Origin of the sequence: Alteribacter aurantiacus DSM 18675 (assembly GCF_000429705.1) — a bacterium.
GTDB lineage: Bacteria > Bacillota > Bacilli > Bacillales > Salisediminibacteriaceae > Alteribacter > Alteribacter aurantiacus.
In genome coordinates, this window is record NZ_AUCJ01000010.1 from 140,830 (window position 1) to 161,530 (window position 20,701).

Sequence of the window (20,701 nt, forward strand, 5' to 3'; positions counted from 1 at the left end):
TAACATGAGAGGATCGATAAATATGAAAAAAATGTGGATGACATTATTAGGTGCAACGGTTGTTTTAGCAGCATGCGGTGAAGGAGAAGAAGCCACTTCTCAAACAGCAGAAGATATGAATGGAGAAGGGCAAGAGGAAGTACAAGAGGAAAGTAAAACAGAAGAGGCGGAGGAGTTGACGATCACCCATGAATTCGGAGAAACCGTGGTGCCCGTTGACCCTGAACGTGTTGTTGTGTTTGACCTAGGTGTCCTTGATACGCTCGATCACTTGGGTGCAGACATTGCGGCAGTTCCAACAGCGAACGTACCGGATTACTTGGAAAAATACCGAGGTGACGAGTATGAAACAGCGGGTACTTTATTTGAACCGGATTTTGAAACGATTTATGATATTGACCCTGAATTGATTATCATCAGTGGTCGAGCGTCTGAAGCTTATGATGAACTAAGTGAGATTGCACCAACCATATTCTTAGGTGTGGATACGGAAAATTACATGGAATCATTTACTGAGAATGTAACGACACTAGGTGAGATTTTTAATAAAGAAGAAGAGGCTCAGGCTGCTCTTTCTGATATTGAAGGGTCTTTAAAAGAACTGCAGGACAATGTTGATGCCGAAGGTCTTCTTGTGATGGCCAACGAAGGTGACATTAGTGCGTATGGTCCGGGTTCTCGTTTCGGTTTGCTTCACGATGATTTTGGAATTAAACCGACAGATGAAGGGATTGAAACGGCCAATCACGGTCAAAATGTCTCCTATGAATATGTTGTCGAACAAAACCCGGAGTACTTATTCGTGATTGACCGTGGGGCTGCTATCGGCGAAGATGCTTCTGCAAAAGAAGCGGTAGAAAATGAGTTAATTCAAACGACGGATGCGTATAAAAATGACCGTATCGTTTACCTTGATCCGGTGAAGTGGTACATTACGACCGGTGGATTGACGTCTGTATCAGATATGGTGGATGAAGTGAAAAAGGGAGTCGGTGTAAAATAATAGCGTATAGATGGAAACAGGAAAGAGGATGACTATGAAAATAAATCAGATCAATTTATTTACAAACCAATTAAATGAAATGATAAGCTTCTACCGGGATGTACTTGAATTAAACGTGATAAACGAAAGTGCACAAACGTTTACTGTAGAAGTAGGGACAACGTCATTAGTGTTTGAACAAGTAGAAGACTCAAAACCATTTTATCATTTTGCCATGAATATACCGGAAAATAAATTTGAAGAAGCTAAGGATTGGATTCAGTCAAAGATTCAACTAAATACCGAAAATGATTCAGATGAAGTGTTTTTTGAAACGTGGAATGCTCATGCCATTTATTTCGAAGACCCTTCAGGAAACATCGTCGAATTTATTGCCCGGCACAATTTGAATAACGCGGTTAACCATCGCTTTTCTTCAGATGATTTGATTTCGATTAGTGAAATAGGCGTTGTAGTAGAGAAAGTCATTCCATTTGTAAGGAAGTTAAATGAGCGTGGTATTCCTAACTGGAAAGAGGATCATGAAGGGTTAACACCAGTTGGAGGCGAAGAGGGTCTTTTCATTACTGTAAAGGAAGGCCGTAGGTTTTTCTTTTCACAAAGGAAGGCGGTGTTTTTCCCTTTAGAAGTAAAGGTCCAGGGGATTGGGAGATTCTCGTTTGTTAAACATGATGGAAACGTTACTATGACCCTAAAATAAGACCTTCTCATTCCATCTTTATATGATACCAAATCCTTTACAAACGCAAGATCTATCTAAAAAACCCTCATGTTTAGAGGCAGCTGAAAAAGGTAAAGTACTTTTTCAGTGCCTTCAATCACTGAGGTTTTTTTAGGTTGATTAATCGAGATTCTTAAACGGACAATACGAACATTTTTGGTTAGCCGGCAGCTCTTTTAACAGGCAACATGTGACTCGTTTGAATTCCGCACTCGATTCATCTAGGGATCGACCATTGAGAAACCGTTTAAATGGAGAGCGTTTTTTGAACGGTTGCCACACATCGTTTTCAATCAGTGACTGTAAATCTTTACGGGCATGATCTGTATCTAATTGTCCATATATCCAAAGAACATATCCCCATATGTTTTCCCAAAGGATAAAAGAAGACACACGTCCTTTTTGACTGAAACATTCAACCACATCGTGTCCGTATTCCTTAATTAAAGCAGATAAATCTTCGCTCATCCGTTTCCTGAGATATCGCTTTTCGATCTGAAAACGAAAATCTCCATCTTTCTCCTTAATATGAATGTCATGAAGGGAGCCGCTCCATCGTGTTTTATGAGTAGCCAAGGAAAGAAGTGAAGCAAGGAAGAAGCCGTATTTCCTCATAAAGATGGAAATTGCGACACTGTTATTTGGCGCACACGAATCAGCTTTGACAGCATCTACTAGCTTTTCAAAAGCGTGATTGTCACTCAACACATCCCCTAGTGTTGTGAAACCTGAAGCATCATCCACGAGGTCAGTTTGATAAATGGTGTAAGCCTTTAGTTTATGCACCACTTATGACCTCGTGAAGGTTTTCACCGATACAGCGACCTTTTCCATAAGGAATACAATGGGGTGTCCCGAAAAGAGGATCTTTTGTTACTTGGCAGTCCATATCGAATACGGTTCGAATAAGCTCGCAAGAAACGATTTCTTCCGGTTTTCCTTGAGCGAACACATCCCCATCTTTGATCGCAATGATGTTATGAGCATAGCGACAGGCAAGGTTAATATCGTGAAGCACCATAACAATTGTACGGTTATGTTTTTCATTCAGGTCATAAAGGAGATCAAGAACGTCGATTTGATGTGTCATGTCCAAGTAGGTAGTGGGCTCATCCAATAAAATGATTTCAGTATCTTGAGCCAGTGTCATGGCAATCCATGCTCGTTGTCGTTGGCCGCCAGATAATTCATCTACTGGACGTTCTTTTAGGCTATCCACTCGGGTGGCTCTCATGGCGTCATCTACTTTTTTTGTATCTTCCTCCGTCCAGCGTGATAGCCAAGAATGATGAGGGTAACGTCCTTGTTTAACAAGGTCATGAACGGTCAACCCTTCCGGAGATGTAGGTGATTGGGGTAAAATACCGAGTTCTTTTGCCAAATTCCGAGAAGACATCTTCTGAAGGTTTTTCCCTTCCAAAAGAACAGAGCCTTCCGCTGGTTTAAGAAGTCGGGCTAACGAACGTAAAAGAGTGGACTTTCCACAGCCGTTACTTCCCACAAACACAGAAATCTCACCTTTAGGGATGGATACATTTAGTTTTTCAAATAACAAGTTATGATCATAGCCTACGGATAAGTCTCTTGTTTGTAATGAACTACTCATTTTGGATCCCTCCAAATCAATGTTGAGTTTATCTTAGCATAAAACAGAGGCATATGAGAATGATTTTCAATATCAAATAGTTCTTTACTTTTTAAAAAAGGGAGAGTACACTGAATTTGTGTTGAGAATGATTATCATAATCAAACGTAAAAGAGATGGAGGATCATTATGAAGAAGTATCTTATACTTATTGCAGGTGTTTTGGCTCTTACAGCTTGTTCAGGAGAAGAGGACGCAACAAATGCGAACGAGCAAAGGGAAGGTGAGCCAGTCACAATTGAAGGAGTCAACGGGGAAGTGACGCTGGATGAACCAGCTGAAAAAGTTGTCGTCCTTGAGTGGACGTATGCTGAGAATCTTCTTGCTTTAGGCATTCAGCCTGAGGGAATGGCCGATATACAGGAATATCATAATTATGTAAACATAGATGCGGAACTTGATGAAGACGTTGTAACGGATGTCGGTGGGAGGCAAGAACCAAACCTTGAGGCGATTGCCGCTTTGGAGCCTGACTTGATCATTGGTGTAAGCTTCCGTCATGAAGCGATTCTTAGTGAGCTAGAGGGAATTGCACCTACCGTTATTTTTAATCCATACCCAGAAGACGACTCCATTGATTTATATGAAGAAATGGAAATGACATTTAACGAAATGGCAAAGGCAGTCGGGAAAGAGGACCAAGCTGAACAGGTGCTTGCGGACTTGGATGTAAAATATGAAGAAGCGAAAGAAGAGATTGAGAATGCCGCGTTGGAGACAAGAGACGTGATCTTAACCCTCGCATACTCAGGTCCACAAGCACCTGAAATCCGCGTGTTCACGCCGCATTCCATGGCTTCGATCATTCTTGAGCGGATCGGGTTGAATAATGTTCATGAACCGGACCAATTTGAAGTCTTTGGTTCGAGCACATATAACGTGGAAGCTCTTGTAAAATACGAAGACGCTAATTATCTTTATACAGTGCCTGATGATGATAATATATATGAAAACCAGCTCGAAGGCAATGCGGTTTGGGAAAACCTGAATTTCGTTCAGGAAGATCGTTTATATGACCTCGGTGAAGATACATGGTTGTACGGAGGCCCTCTCTCTGCTGAAACATTACTCGATCAAATTACTGAAGTAATGGTGAAGTAGTGGTGATGGCGAGTCTTTCGAAAAAGTCCTTTGTCTCACTGACAGGGGGCTTTTTCCTGCTTATTGTATTGTCTGTGATTCACTTAACCCAAGGACAGGCTCAATATACGTCGCAAGAATTACTGGAACAAGTGTGGGTACCTGGTCGCGTGCAAGATATTGTTTTATCTCTTCGTCTTCCGAGACTTGCAATCGGCATTGTAGCCGGAGGAGCATTGGCGGTGTCAGGGGCTGCATTGCAAACGTTAACGAGGAATCCTCTTGCTTCAGCCGGAACATTGGGAATTAATTCAGGAGCCTTTTTCTTTGTCGTCGCTTCCATGATCTTTTTTCCCGGCGTATTAGGTGCTTATCCCTTTTTAACTTCACTATGTGGAGCGGTTTTGGCAGCTACACTTGTCGTCTTTTTATCTGGTAAGCAAATGAATCCTGTGAGAGTGGCTCTGACAGGGATGATCGTATCGTTATTTTTTGCATCATTGACAGGTGCTCTGCAACTTCTGTTTGAAAATCAAACAAACGGTCTGTTTCTTTGGGGAGCAGGTACTCTTGTACAGATGAATTGGAACGGGGTTTTATTTTCCGCACCAATTATTGGAGCCGGATTTATAGGAATTCTCTTATTATCTAAGCCACTCAATACGTTCTCTTTGGGAGAAGACATCGCTGCGTCTTTAGGACAACGAGTGCTAGCTGTGAAATTGACCACTTGGGGGCTTGCGATCGTTATGGCTGCTGCTACGGTTAGTGTAGTCGGTCCCATTGGTTTTGTTGGATTAATGGCGCCTCACATCGTAAAAATGATGGGGATCAAAGGCCACTTTCAAATCTTTGTTCATTCCTTTTTATGGGGAGCCACTCTCCTTATTGGAGCCGACGTACTCGGCCGGATGGTTCAACCTGCTCAAGAGATTCCGGTGGGGGCCATGACAGCCTTACTGGGCAGTCCGTGGTTATTGTACTTGGCTTGGAAAACAGCAAAAGCACTCAAGCAAGGAGACCGTCAGATGGGAGGAACCCGTGCACCGATGAGGATGAAAGTGATCATTCCGATCCTCGTAGCCAGCAGTGCCGTCGTTATTCTCATTGCCTACTCATACAACGCATTAAGTGGTGGGTTTGATTGGTCGGGGTCAGCTGTGTGGACGTTCCGCGCACCGCGAGTCATGACCGCGTTCTTGGTTGGTGTAATGCTTGCAGTGGCAGGTGTGTTGTTTCAAGGTGTACTTCGAAATCCTTTGGCTGACGCTAGTGTGATCGGCGTGACATCCATGGGAGGAGCAGGTGCCATGTTGCTTTTGATTATGTTCCCTGCGCTCCCACCAAAATATTTGCCTATAGGTGCTATGATCGGTGCCATGACGGCATTGGCTATTATTTTGTTCACTGCTTGGAAGAACAACTTTCAGCCGATTTTGGTTGCTTTGATTGGGATTGCTATTTCAGCATTTGGGTCTGCAGTTATTCAAATCTTTGTTGTTAAAGCAAACCTTAGTGTTGCATCAGCTTTAGTCTGGCTTTCCGGAAGCACGTATGGAAATGGATGGGGAAGTGTTCAAATGGCCAGCTTGTTACTTTTCATCCTGTTGGTACCTGCTCTCTATTTAACGAGAAACTTGGACGGCTTATTGTTTGGTGATGACGTGGCCCAAGGGTTGGGGATGAACGTTCGTTATGTGCGACTCGGTGCTCTTTTCACTGCAGTAGCCGTAAGTACAGCGGCTGTTTCTATTGTAGGAACAATCGGATTTATCGGCTTGGTAGCCCCTCATATCGCTAGACGATTGACGGGGTATAAGCATTTCCCTCTATTACTCGTATCCGGATTATTGGGGGGACTGTTATTAGTTGTTGCTGATTTTATCGGACGGGTGGTAATTGCACCAAAAGATATCCCGAGTGGTCTTGTTGTTGCCTTAATTGGGACACCGTACTTGCTCTATTTATTGAGAAAAATGAAGTAGCTTCTTTTCTTCCTTTATTCTTTCTGTTCGTTTAAAGTGAGAATAAAAGGGAGTGTTTCGGTTGAGATTTCAAGGAAAAGCGGTTGTGATTACGGGAGCGAGTAACGGCATAGGACGAGCGTTGGCTTTGGCTTATGGAGAGCAGGGAGCAGATGTTGTTCTTGCTGATATTGATGTCAAAGGTGGGGAAGACACCGTTCAAACCATTGTAGATCGTGGCGGACGAGGTACCTTCGTTCACACGGATGTAAAAATGGAAGCAGATATTATTCATTTAATGAAACAAGCTGTGGACAAGTATGGTCAAATCGATATTCTTATTAACAATGCGGGAAAAACGGTTTTTAAATCGCCTTTGGAATGTACTGTGGATGAGTGGGATGACGTGATGAATACAAACGTTCGCAGCGCGTTTTTATCCACAAAAGAAGCAGCAAAGGTTATGAAAGAAAATGAAGATGGTGGTGTTGTAATTAACATGGCTTCGACACGAGCGGCTATGAGTGAAGCAAATACGGAGGCCTACGCGGCTTCAAAAGGCGGGATTGTAGCATTAACCCATGCTTTTGCCGTCTCGCTTGCAGAAGAGCGGATTCGAGTGAACGCCATTTCGCCGGGATGGATTCATACTGGAAGCCGAGAAGACCTAAGAGAGGTGGACCACATTCAACATTTATCCAAACGAGTAGGGAAGCCAGAAGATATCGTCAAAGCTTGTTTTTACTTAAGCGATTCGGATAATGACTTTGTGAACGGTGAAAACATCACCGTTGATGGGGGCATGACGAAGAAAATGATGTATGAACATTAGAGTAAAGAGGGAACAGACGCTACGGTAGGTAGGTTAAGTGAACAAAAAAGGAAAGAGAGACCACGCTCTCTTTCCTTTTTCAGTGTTTTATTTTAAGTCTTCGATTGAATCGATATCCATATATTCAGGAACGACAAGACCAGTACGAGCGCCTTCAAGGTTTACCCCAAGGTCAACCATGTCATCTTCAAAATCCTCTAAAAGGTGTGCGTGAGTAATAGGTAACCATGCAGCAACCATTGCATCTGCTTCACCTGAAGCAACAGCTTGGAACATGTATGGAGCTTCAGTTGGCGTTAGCGTCACATCATAACCTAAGTCTTCTAGTACTTTTCCGATCATGTTCGTTGAAGCAATTTCAGAATCCCATGCAACGAAGATGAGTTCAATCTCTTCACCGTCAACGGAATCGACACCTTCTGTCCATTCTGAAACTTTGTCTTGGTTGTTTTCAACCCATTCTGCAGCAGCTTCTTCTTCCCCTTGACCTTCATTGATGGCCATCATGATTTCACCCATGTCTTCTTCAGTCCAGTGGAAGTTCTCGAGCACAGAGTATGCTTCAGGCAATTCTTCCTCTAGACCGTGACGAGCGAATGTATGAATATCTTCAGCTTCCCCGAACACACCTTCAGGATCTTCAAGATATTTCAGGTCATACGCAGCAAATTTCCAGTGAGGCGTCCAACCAGTAACGACAATCGGTTCTTCATTGTCAATTGCATTGCCAAGAGCTTGTGTCATGGCAGCACTAGAGCTTGAGGAAACATCCCAGTCTTCAAGATCGTAGGCTTCAACAGCATCTTCAACAGAACTCATGATACCGGCACCAGGCTCAATGCCTGTAATCGTGTAGTTCATTTCTTCTCCGTAGTTTGTGCTTTCTTCAGTGCCTTCATCGTCTGCACCTGTGTTTTCATTATTACCTGTTTCTTCTTCATCTGCGCCACATCCGGCAGCGACAAGTGCAAGTGACATACCTGCTACAATTCCGTACTTTTTGAGTTTCATAAATGACCTCTCCTTTTATCTATTAATCTATTTTGACTCTTTTAAAAAAGAGTGAAAAACTTGTTTACTACGCTTGTTTATTTAACGTTTGCGTAAGGCGATCGAGGATGATCGCGAGAATAACAAGACAGATACCGGCTTCAAATCCCATTGCGATGTCATTTCGGCCTACAGCGTAATACACTTGGCGACCGATACCGTCTGTACCAATCATGGCAGCAATAACAACCATGGATAAAGCAAGCATGATCGTTTGGTTTACACCGGCCATTATAGTTGTTTTGGCCATTGGGAGCTGTACTTTGAACAGCTTTTGATTTGGTGTAGACCCGAATGAGTCAGATGCTTCAATCATTTCGGTAGGTACTTGACGGATGCCAAGGTTGGTTAACCGAACTGTTGGAGGCATGGCGAAAATAACAGAAGCCACAACTCCAGGGACGATTCCAATACCGAAGAACGCCACAGCAGGAATCAAGTAAACAAAGGCAGGCATCGTCTGCATCAAGTCAAGCACAGGTGTGAAAATACGTTGAACCGTATTGCTTTTAGCCATCCATACACCAAGTGGAACACCAATGACAACAGAGATTAATGTGGCTGTCATAACGAGTGATAACGTAATAATAAGGTCATCCCAGTATTCGAGATTCTCGATAAAGAGTAAGCCGAACAAAACGAGTAACGGTAGTCCGTAATTCTTGCTTTTTCTGACTAAAAAAGCGGCGAATGCAGTCAACAGGATGATAAAAAGTAATGGTGGGATTGTAGCAAAAATCGTATGGAATATATCATCAGCAATAAATTGAATGACGCTTCGAAGGGCACCGATGATAAATTCAGCTTTTAACAACCACTCTACAAAGGCTTCAATCCATTCACCTACAGGGATTCTAGGAAACAATTCCATTTGTAGTCACCTCGTTTCCTGATAGAGCAGCCAGCACTTTACTACGAATAATAATGCCTTTTAATTTGTTCTCTTCATCCACTACCGCAATAGGGACTTGTGAAGTAGAGGAAACGTGGAACAAATCGTGAAGTGGCGTTTCCGGTGTAACTGTTGGCACATTCTCATGTATGTATGGTGTTAAATCGGTTTCTTTGTTATGAACCGCTTTGGAAATGTCATCTACGTGGACAATTCCGATCAGTTGTTTGCTTCTTTTTGTTACGTAGATACTCGATATGTTTGTATCCTTCATTCGCTGAAGAGCCACTCTTGGACCATCTTTTTCAGCGTTAATCGTTTCAGGTCTTACCATAATGTTCTCTGCAGTAAACACTTTTGAACGGTCTACATCTTCAACAAACCGTTCCACGTATTCGTTGGCAGGATTAGCAAGGATGTCCTCAGGCGTACCTACTTGTACAATGGCACCGTCTTTCATGATAGTAATGCGATCCCCGATTCGAAGAGCCTCATCCAAGTCGTGAGTAATAAAGACTATGGTTTTTTTCATTTTTTCCTGAAGCTCAAGAAGTTCATCTTGCATGTCTTTTCTTATGAGTGGATCAAGGGCCGAGAATGCTTCGTCCATAAGCAAGATGTCAGGGTCATTTGCAAGTGCGCGAGCGAGACCTACACGTTGTTGCATGCCACCGGACAACTCATCGGGATATTTGTCTTCATATCCTTTTAACCCGACCAACTCCAATGAAGAACTTGCTTTGGTTGAGCGCTTGTTCTTTTCAATTCCTTGGACTTCAAGCCCGTACTCGACGTTTTCTTGAATACTACGGAATGGGAAGAGGCCAAACTTCTGAAAGACCATACTCATTTTCTTTCGCCTAACCTCACGTAATTCCTTATCACTGATCGTAGCAAGGTCTTGTCCGTCTACCCATACGTTGCCGGAAGAGGGATCGATCAACCGGTTAAGCAATCGAACCAGTGTGGATTTTCCGCTCCCAGAGAGCCCCATGATGACGAAGATTTCTCCTTCTTCTACTTCAAAAGAAGCTTGGTTCACACCGACGGTCATGCCAGTTTCTTTTAAGATATCGTCTTTTGATTTACCCTCACTCAAAAGTTTAATGGCTTGTTTAGGCCGTTTGCCAAAAACCTTTGTTAAGGATTGAACTTTTATCTTTGCCATGCTTTCACCTCAATTTTAATTCCCTTGTGAATAATAGTCTGATAGTCTTATGTATTTGGTCCAATCACGCTTGTCTTACTATACGTGTTTACCAAGTGATGTACAAACATTATATTTTGTTTATATTGCATATAAAGTTTGTTCAGAAAAAACTGTATGGAATGAATGGGTGAATTTCTTATATTTCCTCCCGATTCCTCTTCTTTCCTAAAAGCAGAGAGACTTTGACAAATGATGTGAGTCTGCTACTATTTTTATTAAGAATCGTAAATGATAGGGTGGTCATAACTCTGATCATATAAAGGAGGTAGGGCGATGGGGAGCCAAAGCACCTACGAAAATGATGCGCTTACGTTAGAAAAGGCTCGTAACCGATTTGTAAGCGAAATTGCAAAGAACATCCCCCTATATAACATCACGCCGTCAGCAGGAAGGCTGTATGGAACGGTTTTCTTTGCGGAACGGCCGATGACATTGGATGAAATGAGCAAAGAGATGGAAATGAGTAAAACAAGTATGTCCATGAATATTCGAGCCCTCCTCAAATCGGATATGGTGGAGCAAGTGTGGGAAAAAGGAATCCGAAAAGATCTTTATAAGACAGAAGAGGATTGGTACAAGTCATTTTCAAACGTGTTTATTAATCGGTGGAGTGAAGCTACCTTGAACAATATGCGCGCGATTAAAGATACGAAGAGCATGTTGTATCAGTTGGATGAAAGTACGGAACATGAGGATATTAAATCTCGTATTCAAACGGATCTACAGAAGTTGGATAACGCCGAGGATTATTATGAATGGCTAACAGAGGTTATTGACTTGTTCGAGACAGGAGAAATATTCAATATCATACCGAAAAAAACGAGGCAGCGAGAGGGATAACCCCTTTCGCTTTTATTTATTTAATAAGTATTCCATAAGCTCAGTGGCCAAGCAGATTGTCGCTTCCAATCGACGGTAACCGTTGGAACTGTCATGGAGAAAACGAGAACCGATTTAACCAAATGGTTCCTAGCTATCTACCTGGTTGCCTTCGATAAAAGAGGGGTGTCCGCCATGAAAAAGCGGAATGTAAACTATAAATTAGCAGGCATTGTCGAGATGGACGATGCTTTCTTTAGTTTTTATTTATGGAATAAAAGAGAATCGAGTTCGGATGTAGAAATAATTAACAGGTGACAAAATCAAGGAGGATGATATGAGCAAATTTAGTTTGTTTGGAAAGTTTAATATTCAAGAAGGCGAACGTGACACAATGGTAGATATTTTGTTGGAAGCGGCAGAATCAATGAAGAATCTCGATGAGTGCGAGATATATCTCGTAAATATTTCTGAGAGCGAACCAAACGCTGTTTATGTTTATGAAGTGTGGAGTAATGAAAATGCCCACCAAGCCTCCCTAACTCTTGAAACTACACAAACATTAATAAAACGTGCAAAACCAATCATTACTGGAATGGAGAGAATAAGCACCCTTAAAACCATGGGAGGGAAAGGCATTTCATCGAATTTTTATTAAACAAACGGGAGCGTTGAATAAGCAAAGATCAAAAAAGCAGATATTTAGTCTGCTTTTTTTAATTATTATTCTCTGAGCTAAAGAAATACTCATTATTTATTTAACGAAAAACATTTCGCATTACTAAAAAAAAGGAAGGGTTTTTATAATTCATTCCGAATGTATACGTATATGTTTATAACAAAAGTATATACCACCTGACTACATCGACTTAACGTTTATGAAAGAGGGTGGGTCCAGAGAAGGGTGCCGGATAAGATGAGCGGAAAATTAAAAGAAGTAGACGTAATAGGTTCACCGTTTAGTTGGGAACACGAACGTGGCATGTTCACTTTCGAAGGAGATCAGGCTGTTTTATTTTGGCTCAATTCCGCATTTAAGACGTTTTTGGATACGATGGAAGAAGTATCTGGTGAAGAAGCGTCCAACGTGGTTTTGGAAACGACAGGATATCGAATGGGGATTATCGTAGGAGAGTACTTCTTTAGAACGAGCAAACGTCCGACAGAGTCTGTTACTGCTTTGCCTGATATTTATGCAGCAGCAGGGTGGGGGCGTTTTGAGGTCTCTCATCTTGATGAAGATGCATGTACAGCTACTATTCGGATAAAGAATAGTTGGGAATACAGAATTAACAAGATACAAGGAAAAGAACAGTGCGGGGCGTTCTTCCCCGGGCATTTCGCTGGTCTTTTTACAGGTGTGTTCAACAAAAACATTTGGTACAACATCAACAAAAGCCAGATTGAGGGAAGCGATTATTGCGAATTCACGTTCTTTCCATCAGAAGTAACCGTGAACCAAAACATTCACGAACTTTCAAGAAGGAAGGAAAAGAATGAAATCGAGAAGTTGGACCAGTTGGTAAAGAAGAGAACGACTGAACTTTCACAAACGATTAAGGACATTTCGTCTCCGATTATTCCGGTTTTGGATCAAGTGGTAGTTATTCCATTGCTTGGGAAGTATGATGAATTTCGATCAAATGAGTTGCTTGAAAAGACATTAGCCGAAATATCAACGTATTCAGTAAGCTTTCTTCTTTTGGATTTAACAGGATTAAATGAGAATATTGATGAATATGTGGTTTCCATGATCCAACAGCTTGTATCTTCTACTTATCTTTTAGGCATAGAAACGGTCCTCGTTGGGATTACACCTCAGTTAAGTATGAAGATGATAGCAATGAGGTATGACTTTTCTGGAGTAAAGTGCTTTACGAACCTTCAACATGGAATTACGTATTCATTGGAGCGTCAAGGTCTCTCCATATGTTAATTCGACATTAGTCAAAAAAATTGGCACATGAATCTGGTTTTACTTTGGTTTGGGGTGGGAATAAGTACCGTGAAGCAACAAAGATTCTTACAAGGAGGCGTATCATGGCAAGCGTAGAGAAAGACCATATCATCAGCGAGTGCCTGGCCCTTGGGATCTATAAGTTTAAGGATGGACGTCAGCTTTATGAGGTTGCTGTAGACGAACTAATTGAATTTTTAAGCGAATACGGGATCACGAAGTTCCATTCACCCCATGCTACATAAATAGATCCAGTAATAGAGCCAGTAATAGTGGAGGCATCATCCTTTTGGATGGTGTCTTTTTTATTTGTTTTCGCTAGAAACTTAACAGAAGAACCATTATGTTTTAATACTAAATTAATAATGGATTTATAGAATGGAGGGAAAGAAAGGCGAAGAACGGCTTTTTTTGTCGAATATAGAAAATTCTCAAAATTTTTGCAGGATTGTGTGCTAAAATGAGAGAACAGTAGTTTATAGTACAAAAAGATTGGGTAAGGGTGAGTCGGATTGCACGACGGCACCACGTCAGAAGAAGGCGCGAGGGGGCGTTTCTTATGACACTTAATCAGGTGAGTAAATGGCAAGGCCCATTTCTCAAGAATAAGCTTCTTTATGGGAGAGGACATCAGAAGGGATTGAGGTGCACGTATGTTTAGTTCGTTTGTTAACATTTTTCGTGTAGGGGATTTACGCAACAAGATTATCTTTACTTTAGCCATGTTGGTCGTGTTTCGAATAGGTGCTCATATTCCGGCACCGGGGGTAAATCCAAGTGTCATTGATTTTGATGGAATGGCTGCTTTTGGATTTTTGAACACGTTCGGCGGAGGGGCTTTGGAGAACTTCTCCATTTTCGCAACAGGTATTATGCCATACATTACTGCATCCATTATCGTACAATTACTCCGAATGGACGTTGTTCCGAAGTTTGCTGAATGGTCAAAAGAAGGAGAGTCCGGTCGTAAGAAGTTAGCGCAAGTGACGCGCTACGGAACGGTTGGAATTGCTTTCTTGCAAGCACTTGGAATGTCAATCGGATTTAATAACTTGATGCCGGGTCTTGTACCTAACCCGTCATTCGTAACGTATTTACTTATTGCAACAGTATTAACAGCAGGTACTGCTTTCTTAATGTGGCTCGGTGAGCAAATCACTCTAAAAGGTGTTGGGAATGGGATTTCCCTTCTTATCTTTGCAGGTATCGCCGCAGCTATTCCTGGTGGAGTCAACCAGCTCTATGCTACATACATTCAAGGAGCCGGTGAGCAGCTTTTCATTAATCTCGTGATTATTGCGTTATTGGCTGTCGCTGTTTTGGCCATTGTAGTAGGGGTCATTTACGTTCAGCAAGCCTTACGTAAAATTCCGGTTCAATATGCGAAGAAAATGGCAGCGGGAGGGCGCCCAACAGGCGGTCAATCTACTCATTTACCGTTAAAAGTAAACGGAGCGGGTGTTATTCCAGTTATTTTCGCTATGTCGTTGTTCATTTTCCCACCAACGATTGCCAACTTCTTTGATCCATCAAACCCTGTAGCGAACTGGGTTGTACAGAATTTTGATCAAACAAAACCAGTTGGTCTTGTAGTATTTGCATCGTTGATCATTGCGTTCACATACTTCTATACATTTGTACAAGTGAACCCTGAACAAATGGCGGACAATTTACGTCGCCAAAGCGGCTATATTCCAGGTATTCGACCTGGTAAAGCTACACAAACGCACATTACAAGAGTCCTTTATCGATTAACGTTTGTTGGTGCCTTGTTCTTGGCAACCGTATCGGTGATTCCTGTCTTCTTTACAGTAGCCATGGGTCTTCCGGCAACGGTTCAAATTGGTGGTACCGGCTTACTAATCGTAGTCGGTGTTGCTCTTGACACGATGAAGCGAATCGAAAGCCAGCTTATCGATCGTAAATACACAGGATTCCTAAAGAAAACATCTTAAACATAAGAGAAGCATCAGCCATCAGTGGCCGGTGCTTCTTTTCGTTTATTGACTGGGGGCAGACGCCATAGTATCAATTTAAGGGTTGAGTGTAGTAAATAAGTTGAAGAAAGGTGTAGCCGGAATGTTCTTCGCTTTCCGCGGCGGTGCCGGCGAGCCTCCTCGGGCAAAGCCCTTGCGGGGTCTCGCCTGGCTCCCACTGCCGCAGGAGTCTTCGAACATTCCGGCTACACCTATTCACTTGGTCAAAGTCAGATTGTCTGTGACAGTTACATAGATTTTGGGGGTTCACCAACTAGGTAAACCAACTTATTTTATCGACATACAGAAACCATTCGAAGTTTATGTAGGTAGTGAGAAGAGAAGGGGGGGCGAGACACCTTTTCAAAAGTATAAAAAAACTGTTTGTTATATGGAGATCATCTTTCATTAAAGTAAAAATGGAGTGAAAGGTGGCGACTCCAGCGGGAATAGCATCAGCCGAAGACCCCGCAGGGACGAACGGTTACATCACGAATAAGCTACGAGTTGCTTCGACGCAGACGCTACAAAGCAATACTAGTAGAGGAAGAAGCACAGTTCCGGTGGAGGCTAAGGCGATGCCCGCGGAAAGCGTCCACCTGTAACGGAATATATCCTTGACAAAAAAACTTCTGAAAGGAAGCTTATTTGTCATGTGAAAAATGGGGGTGAATGATCAATAAGATAAAGAACCAAAAAAAGCCGCCAATTTTGCTAAATTTGACAGCCATGGGGTCTGACCCCGCACAATTGTTAAGAGGTTGATAAGAAATGGTAAATCGGTTAAGGGTGAACATGTTATGGAAGTATAATTGGTAATAAGAAAATGACCTTGAAGGGGGAAGAGGATGAGAATACGTAAAGCAGTAATTCCTGCGGCAGGATTAGGGACACGATTTTTACCAGCAACGAAAGCACAACCCAAAGAAATGCTTCCGATTGTTGATAAGCCGACCATTCAATATATTGTAGAAGAAGCTGTGGAATCAGGGATAGAAGATATCATCATTGTAACCGGTCGAGGAAAACGAGCAATCGAAGACCATTTTGACAAATCCTACGAACTTGAAGAAACGCTGAGAGTAAAAGGGAAAGAAAACGTGTTGGAAGAGGTTCAAGGTATTAGTAATATGGCGAATATCTTTTACATTCGTCAAAAAGAACCACTTGGGTTAGGGCATGCGATTGGATGCGCGAGACCATTTATTGGAGATGAACCATTTGCCGTATTACTTGGTGATGATATTGTCCGAAGTGACCGACCGTGTCTTAGGCAACTTATGGATGTGTTTGATCGGTATCAAACGTCTGTGGTCGGAGTGCAACCTGTTCCCTATGAGGACGTTTCAAAGTATGGGATTGTCGCTCCAAAACCGAGTGAAGTAGAAAAAGACACCTTACTCCTGGATGATCTGGTTGAAAAACCGTCTATAGAAGAAGCGCCATCCAACTTGGCCATTATGGGACGTTACATTCTAAGACCTGAAATCTTTGATATTATAAGACATCTTGATCCCGGGTCCGGGAATGAAATTCAACTTACCGATGCGATCAGAAAGTTGAACATGGAACAAGCGGTCCTTGCTTTTACGTTCAAAGGAAAACGGTATGACGTTGGGGATAAGTTAGGATTTATCAAGGCTACAGTGGATTTTGGCCTAGAAAGAGAAGACTTGCGTGACGATATTCTTGACTATTTAAAGAAGCTGAATCATTCGGACAGTTCCATTATCCATTAAAGGGGAGACCGATATGAACGTTATGGTTACGGGAGCAGGGTATGTAGGATTGGTCACAGGTGTTGTTTTAGCAGAATTAGGTCATCGCGTTACGTGTGTGGATACGAATCGTGGAAAAGTGGCTCTTATGAATGTGGGGCAGCCTCCTATTCATGAGCCGGGACTTGCACAGATGATGAGGAAGAATCTTGATGCTGGGCGATTAGAATTTACAACGGACTATGAGAAGGCGTGTGAAAAAGTCAACGTTATCTTTATTGCAGTGGGTACGCCGGAGGAGAAAACGGGGAGAGTGGACTTGAGGTATATCCGTGAAGCTTCTTTAAGTATTGGACGTAGTATTTGTTCTGATGTGGTCGTAGTCACAAAAAGTACAGTGCCAGTCGGGACAAACGAACAAAATTGCATTCTGGATTAACAGAGAAGCGCACGGGAGGGGGAGTGTCTCCGTGGTTTCAAATCCAGAATTCCTCCGTCAAGGTTCGGCGATTCATGATACGTTTTATGCGGATCGGTTGGTGATAGGAGCGCAAGATCAGGAAGCAGGAGACATTGTTGAGTCCCTTTTTTCTCCTCTTCAACTTCCAACAGTCAGAACGGATCTAAGAAGTGCTGAGATGATTAAGTATGCTTCGAACGCTTTTTTAGCTATGAAAATTAGTTTTATCAATGAAATCGCTCAAGTATCTGAACGTGTAGGGGCGGACGTGGGAGAAGTAGCAGTAGGTATGGGAAAAGACAGGCGGATCGGTAGTGCCTTCTTACAAGCAGGAATCGGTTACGGAGGTTCTTGTTTTCCTAAAGATACAAAGGCCTTAGTGGAGATGGCGGCAGAATCCGGGTATTCTTTTAAACTATTGAACGCCGTTGCCGAAGTAAACACCCAACAACAGATGGCTCTCGTTAAAAAGGCCCTTGACCGACTAGGGTCATTGAGAGGACTACATGTTACCGTTCTTGGGCTTAGCTTCAAGCCTGACACTGATGATATGAGGGAAGCCCCGTCCATTATACTTATTCAGCAGTTGATCGAAGAAGGAGCACATGTAAAAGCATACGATCCCGTCGCAGCGGCCACTGCAAAGGAATTGCTTCCTGGGAGCGTAAAGCTGATCCACGATTTGGAAAGCTCTCTATACAATAGTGACATTGTGTTTCTAGTAACCGATTGGGCAGAGTTTAAAGAGATGGACTTGCGAAAGATCAAATGGTATACCAAGCGTGGGATTTTATTTGACGGGCGGAACGTTTTTACTAAAGAAAAAGTCCATCAAGCAGACATCGAATACCACTCCATTGGCAGACCAAGCATCTATCCCTCGATCGCAAGGGGGCAATTGTACGGGGACAGACCCCGCACAATTGACTGAAGAGGGTTGACAATGATTGAAAAGAGGCTGATTCCCAAGGGGAGTCAGCCTCTTTTATTGGACAAATTAAGCCCTCTTCGCATCGGGCAGTGACTCTTCTTCCAAAGGTTGATTGAGTTGATAAAAGATGGGGACCATCCATGCTACAGCAGTAGCGATGAGGATGAAGCCACCAAGGGTAAGAAACAAAATTGTAAAGCCATAGCCCTCTGCAACAAATCCACCGAATACAGCACCTAAGGGAATCCCCGATTGTGCTAATAGTGTTCTCACGGCAAACACTCGCCCACGAAGGTGAGGAGGAACTCTTTGTTGATAGAAGGTGGTGTTGTTTATTGTGAAGATCATGGCGAAGACACCTTGAAACAGGGAGACAGCCAGCGCGACCCATATGGAGGTGACTACACCTAAAACGATCATAAGGAAGCCATTAATCGTTAAACTACCGAGCATCACCACTCTCAAATTCGCTGGTTGTTTAAACACTCCCGTTACTAACGAACCTGCCATCATTCCAAGAGAAAACAAAGAAGTGAACAAGCCAAACATAAATTCTGTTCCGCCAATGTGATCGATAATGTAAGGGAGGAACAAAGGGACAGCTGCGCCTGTACTGAAATTGATTACGGTCATAAGAAGACCAATCCAAAGTAATACCGGAAATAACCGATAAAAGGATAATCCCTCTTTAAACATGAAAAACCAAGAGGGAGGATGATTCGTAGATTTTCGATCTACTTTCGGAACGAAAAGCAGCACCGATCCTGAGCTAAACAAAACGATGACCAGGATGGCTATGAGGACTTCAGGTCCTGCAATGGTGAGTAAGAAACCGGCTAGAGCAGGTCCTGCGAGCATCATCAGTTGCATTGTGCCCTCAAGGACCGAATTCCCCCTTTGAAGCAATTGTTTTGGGAGAATATGTGCGACATAGGACATGCTCGCAGGCCGAAACAATGGCTCGGCAAATCCGATTAAAACGGCAATCACAATGACGAATGCAAAGGAAAGACGGTCTGCCATGACTACGATTCCTAAGATGAAAAATCCTCCGGCACGAAGCCATTCTGAGACAATCATGACTGTTTTATATTGAAGTTTATCAATATAAGGACCGGATATGAGATTGGTCAGGATGCTAGGCAGCATGAATGCAACCCAAACACTACTCATGGCAAGCATAGAGCCGGTCAGATCATACACTAGCCACGACATTAGAAACGCTGCAAAAGTTCCTCCCAATCCAGAACCCGCCTGAGCCATCCACAAGAACACGAACGACTTCTTTATAAATGGACTATTCATGGACGTTCCCCTCAATTAGAAGGCTTATTCTTTGTTCGAAATTCCGTAAACCCTCACTTCTGTAGCTGTACCATACGTGTTTTCCCAGTGGTTGGTGAACGTTAATCAATCCTGCCGAACGAAGAGTCAGAAGGTGGTGATGGACCGTACTTTTGGCTAATGAAAAACAATCATGAATGTCTTTAAACGAACAGGGACCTTTTTCGATAAACTGAAGTATTTTTAACCTGTTTATATCATTAAGAGCTTGCTGAGTCCGTGTATACACAGGGGCTAACTCTCCGTTGTGAAGGGTGATCGTGTCTGCGGCGTACCCATAAATGTGAACCGTGTCTGTCTGTTTATGAAAAAGAACAGGACGACCGTGAAACTGAGGTAAGAGGTAGACGGTCAGGTTTTCCACATCCCCCTCTAGAGTAAGTCCATTCGTAATCGCGTTAATTGCTTTAATTGGTGTTTCTTTTTTCACAAGTACCGAAGATTGTCGAGCCACTTCGGAAAGCTCTTTTGTCAGCTTAGGTTCAACAAAAGAATAGTAAGAGGTGTACCATGTGGATAGCAGTTCATAGGATTGGTCTAATGAAGGAGGGGCTTCGATTTCATATGTGGATAAAAAAGCTTTCCCCATGTGAGAAGGGGAGTATTTCTGAATCCAGCTAAGAAGATCTCCACAGGTTGTTCCGGTATTCACTTCTTTAGCTACCGTACACATGTGGATAAAATGAAGTTCCGTGTCAAGGTTCGTACTCTTGTCCACAAGCCTTTGCAATTCTCCCTCACTTTTTTCGTTTACGTGGTCGGCCCATTTTTTTCCTAAATCAATACGCTTATAGTTTTTCTTATTAACAAAATCGAGCAGGCTGTTCAGGAATTCAAATTGAGGATGGAAGAAAGACATAATTTTCATTTTGTTCGACCCCTATCGAAATAATTTAATTCGATCATAAACGAACAAATGCGAAATGTCTACATGAAACGTTCGACAATACATGACTTTATTCCTAGGTAAAAAGATTTGAATATCAAAGTATATGAATATATCTAAAAGATTGTTTATGAATATGTAATCATTTCTTAAATAAACAGTAAAACCTATTTAGTTATTATTCTATACTATTAAATTGTAAGACTATTTTAG

The 20,701-nt window shown here is 42.4% G+C and carries 20 protein-coding genes and 1 pseudogene; 14 read left to right on the plus strand and 7 right to left on the minus strand.

All coding sequences use genetic code 11. The features are described from left to right. The first annotated feature begins 22 nt into the window (after nt 1-22). A complete protein-coding gene (locus G476_RS0100735; protein ID WP_026688417.1) occupies nt 23-1,003 on the plus strand; it encodes a siderophore ABC transporter substrate-binding protein in 981 nt (326 codons plus the stop codon). A 34-nt stretch (nt 1,004-1,037) separates the two neighbouring features. Beyond that, nucleotides 1,038-1,703, plus strand: a complete 666-nt coding sequence (locus tag G476_RS20980) for a VOC family protein (RefSeq protein WP_035185862.1) — start codon at nt 1,038-1,040, stop codon at nt 1,701-1,703. A 141-nt stretch (nt 1,704-1,844) separates the two neighbouring features. Here G476_RS20980 and G476_RS0100745 read toward each other — a convergent pair whose 3' ends face one another. Beyond that, nucleotides 1,845-2,510, minus strand: coding sequence for an IucA/IucC family C-terminal-domain containing protein (locus G476_RS0100745; RefSeq protein WP_026688418.1), 666 nt, complete (start codon nt 2,508-2,510; stop codon nt 1,845-1,847). Then, a complete protein-coding gene (locus G476_RS0100750) occupies nt 2,503-3,330 on the minus strand; it encodes an ABC transporter ATP-binding protein (protein ID WP_026688419.1) in 828 nt (275 codons plus the stop codon). The genes G476_RS0100745 and G476_RS0100750 overlap by 8 nt, the downstream gene beginning before the upstream one ends. A gap of 168 nt (nt 3,331-3,498) precedes the next feature. Here G476_RS0100750 and G476_RS0100755 point away from each other — a divergent pair, with 168 nt between their 5' ends. The 3 genes from G476_RS0100755 to G476_RS0100765 all read left to right on the plus strand — a co-directional run bounded on the left by G476_RS0100755 (nt 3,499) and on the right by G476_RS0100765 (nt 7,245). Continuing rightward, a complete protein-coding gene (locus G476_RS0100755) occupies nt 3,499-4,470 on the plus strand; it encodes an ABC transporter substrate-binding protein (RefSeq protein ID WP_026688420.1) in 972 nt (323 codons plus the stop codon). A gap of 5 nt (nt 4,471-4,475) precedes the next feature. Next, nucleotides 4,476-6,434 (plus strand): iron ABC transporter permease, encoded by a 1,959-nt coding sequence (locus tag G476_RS0100760; RefSeq protein ID WP_026688421.1) that lies wholly within the window; start codon nt 4,476-4,478, stop codon nt 6,432-6,434. 61 nt (nt 6,435-6,495) lie between these two features. Then, nucleotides 6,496-7,245, plus strand: coding sequence for an SDR family NAD(P)-dependent oxidoreductase (locus G476_RS0100765; protein WP_026688422.1), 750 nt, complete (start codon nt 6,496-6,498; stop codon nt 7,243-7,245). An 87-nt stretch (nt 7,246-7,332) separates the two neighbouring features. Here G476_RS0100765 and G476_RS0100770 read toward each other — a convergent pair whose 3' ends face one another. From G476_RS0100770 to proV, 3 genes are all read right to left on the minus strand, one after another. After that, nucleotides 7,333-8,256 carry a glycine betaine ABC transporter substrate-binding protein gene (locus tag G476_RS0100770; protein WP_026688423.1) on the minus strand — a complete coding sequence of 308 codons (924 nt, stop codon included), beginning with the start codon at nt 8,254-8,256 and terminating at the stop codon, nt 7,333-7,335. Nucleotides 8,257-8,323: 67 nt separating this feature from the next. Then, nucleotides 8,324-9,166, minus strand: coding sequence for an ABC transporter permease (locus tag G476_RS0100775; RefSeq protein WP_026688424.1), 843 nt, complete (start codon nt 9,164-9,166; stop codon nt 8,324-8,326). After that, entirely contained in the window at nt 9,150-10,355 is a 1,206-nt protein-coding gene (gene proV / locus G476_RS0100780) for a glycine betaine/L-proline ABC transporter ATP-binding protein ProV (protein ID WP_026688425.1), read from the minus strand. Before proV ends, G476_RS0100775 begins: the two co-directional genes overlap by 17 nt. A gap of 315 nt (nt 10,356-10,670) precedes the next feature. Here proV and G476_RS0100785 point away from each other — a divergent pair, with 315 nt between their 5' ends. The 9 genes and pseudogenes from G476_RS0100785 (at nt 10,671) to G476_RS20985 (ending at nt 18,258) form a co-directional block, all read left to right on the plus strand. Continuing rightward, nucleotides 10,671-11,237, plus strand: a complete 567-nt coding sequence (locus G476_RS0100785) for a GbsR/MarR family transcriptional regulator (RefSeq protein WP_026688426.1) — start codon at nt 10,671-10,673, stop codon at nt 11,235-11,237. Nucleotides 11,238-11,294: 57 nt separating this feature from the next. Beyond that, nucleotides 11,295-11,474 (plus strand): annotated as a pseudogene (locus G476_RS23890) (IS1595 family transposase); the annotation flags it as partial. A 79-nt stretch (nt 11,475-11,553) separates the two neighbouring features. Next, complete coding sequence (locus G476_RS0100795) at nt 11,554-11,874, plus strand: putative quinol monooxygenase (protein ID WP_026688427.1); 321 nt, start codon at nt 11,554-11,556, stop codon at nt 11,872-11,874. Between the two features lie 258 nt (nt 11,875-12,132). After that, entirely contained in the window at nt 12,133-13,152 is a 1,020-nt protein-coding gene (locus tag G476_RS0100800; RefSeq protein ID WP_026688428.1) for an STAS domain-containing protein, read from the plus strand. A gap of 104 nt (nt 13,153-13,256) precedes the next feature. Next, on the plus strand, nt 13,257-13,418 hold the full coding sequence (locus G476_RS23095) for a Fur-regulated basic protein FbpA (protein WP_084405534.1): 162 nt from the start codon (nt 13,257-13,259) through the stop codon (nt 13,416-13,418). Between the two features lie 408 nt (nt 13,419-13,826). Further along, a complete protein-coding gene (gene secY, locus G476_RS0100815) occupies nt 13,827-15,128 on the plus strand; it encodes a preprotein translocase subunit SecY (protein ID WP_026688429.1) in 1,302 nt (433 codons plus the stop codon). Between the two features lie 869 nt (nt 15,129-15,997). Beyond that, nucleotides 15,998-16,888, plus strand: a complete 891-nt coding sequence (gene galU / locus G476_RS0100825; protein ID WP_026688430.1) for a UTP--glucose-1-phosphate uridylyltransferase GalU — start codon at nt 15,998-16,000, stop codon at nt 16,886-16,888. A gap of 13 nt (nt 16,889-16,901) precedes the next feature. Continuing rightward, nucleotides 16,902-17,306, plus strand: a complete 405-nt coding sequence (locus G476_RS24125; protein WP_342664024.1) for a hypothetical protein — start codon at nt 16,902-16,904, stop codon at nt 17,304-17,306. Nucleotides 17,307-17,337: 31 nt separating this feature from the next. Further along, nucleotides 17,338-18,258 carry a UDP-glucose dehydrogenase family protein gene (locus tag G476_RS20985; protein WP_342664025.1) on the plus strand — a complete coding sequence of 307 codons (921 nt, stop codon included), beginning with the start codon at nt 17,338-17,340 and terminating at the stop codon, nt 18,256-18,258. Nucleotides 18,259-18,324: 66 nt separating this feature from the next. Here the strand turns inward: G476_RS20985 and G476_RS0100835 are convergent, their stop codons facing one another. Together G476_RS0100835 and G476_RS0100840 are read right to left on the minus strand one after the other, a co-directional pair. Next, entirely contained in the window at nt 18,325-19,563 is a 1,239-nt protein-coding gene (locus G476_RS0100835; RefSeq protein WP_026688431.1) for an MFS transporter, read from the minus strand. Further along, on the minus strand, nt 19,556-20,470 hold the full coding sequence (locus G476_RS0100840) for an ArsR/SmtB family transcription factor (protein WP_026688432.1): 915 nt from the start codon (nt 20,468-20,470) through the stop codon (nt 19,556-19,558). Before G476_RS0100840 ends, G476_RS0100835 begins: the two co-directional genes overlap by 8 nt. Nucleotides 20,471-20,701: the final 231 nt, after the last annotated feature.

Coding starts and splice junctions, on each gene's coding strand:
- G476_RS0100785 (WP_026688426.1), top strand. CDS start 10,671: ATGGGGAGCCAAAGCACCTACGAAAATGATGCGCTTACGTTAGAAAAG.
- G476_RS0100755 (WP_026688420.1), top strand. CDS start 3,499: ATGAAGAAGTATCTTATACTTATTGCAGGTGTTTTGGCTCTTACAGCT.
- galU (WP_026688430.1), top strand. CDS start 15,998: ATGAGAATACGTAAAGCAGTAATTCCTGCGGCAGGATTAGGGACACGA.
- proV (WP_026688425.1), bottom strand. CDS start 10,355: ATGGCAAAGATAAAAGTTCAATCCTTAACAAAGGTTTTTGGCAAACGG.
- secY (WP_026688429.1), top strand. CDS start 13,827: ATGTTTAGTTCGTTTGTTAACATTTTTCGTGTAGGGGATTTACGCAAC.
- G476_RS24125 (WP_342664024.1), top strand. CDS start 16,902: ATGAACGTTATGGTTACGGGAGCAGGGTATGTAGGATTGGTCACAGGT.
- G476_RS0100770 (WP_026688423.1), bottom strand. CDS start 8,256: ATGAAACTCAAAAAGTACGGAATTGTAGCAGGTATGTCACTTGCACTT.
- G476_RS0100760 (WP_026688421.1), top strand. CDS start 4,476: ATGGCGAGTCTTTCGAAAAAGTCCTTTGTCTCACTGACAGGGGGCTTT.
- G476_RS20980 (WP_035185862.1), top strand. CDS start 1,038: ATGAAAATAAATCAGATCAATTTATTTACAAACCAATTAAATGAAATG.
- G476_RS0100795 (WP_026688427.1), top strand. CDS start 11,554: ATGAGCAAATTTAGTTTGTTTGGAAAGTTTAATATTCAAGAAGGCGAA.
- G476_RS0100835 (WP_026688431.1), bottom strand. CDS start 19,563: ATGAATAGTCCATTTATAAAGAAGTCGTTCGTGTTCTTGTGGATGGCT.
- G476_RS0100840 (WP_026688432.1), bottom strand. CDS start 20,470: ATGAAAATTATGTCTTTCTTCCATCCTCAATTTGAATTCCTGAACAGC.
- G476_RS23095 (WP_084405534.1), top strand. CDS start 13,257: ATGGCAAGCGTAGAGAAAGACCATATCATCAGCGAGTGCCTGGCCCTT.
- G476_RS0100750 (WP_026688419.1), bottom strand. CDS start 3,330: ATGAGTAGTTCATTACAAACAAGAGACTTATCCGTAGGCTATGATCAT.
- G476_RS0100735 (WP_026688417.1), top strand. CDS start 23: ATGAAAAAAATGTGGATGACATTATTAGGTGCAACGGTTGTTTTAGCA.
- G476_RS0100800 (WP_026688428.1), top strand. CDS start 12,133: ATGAGCGGAAAATTAAAAGAAGTAGACGTAATAGGTTCACCGTTTAGT.
- G476_RS0100775 (WP_026688424.1), bottom strand. CDS start 9,166: ATGGAATTGTTTCCTAGAATCCCTGTAGGTGAATGGATTGAAGCCTTT.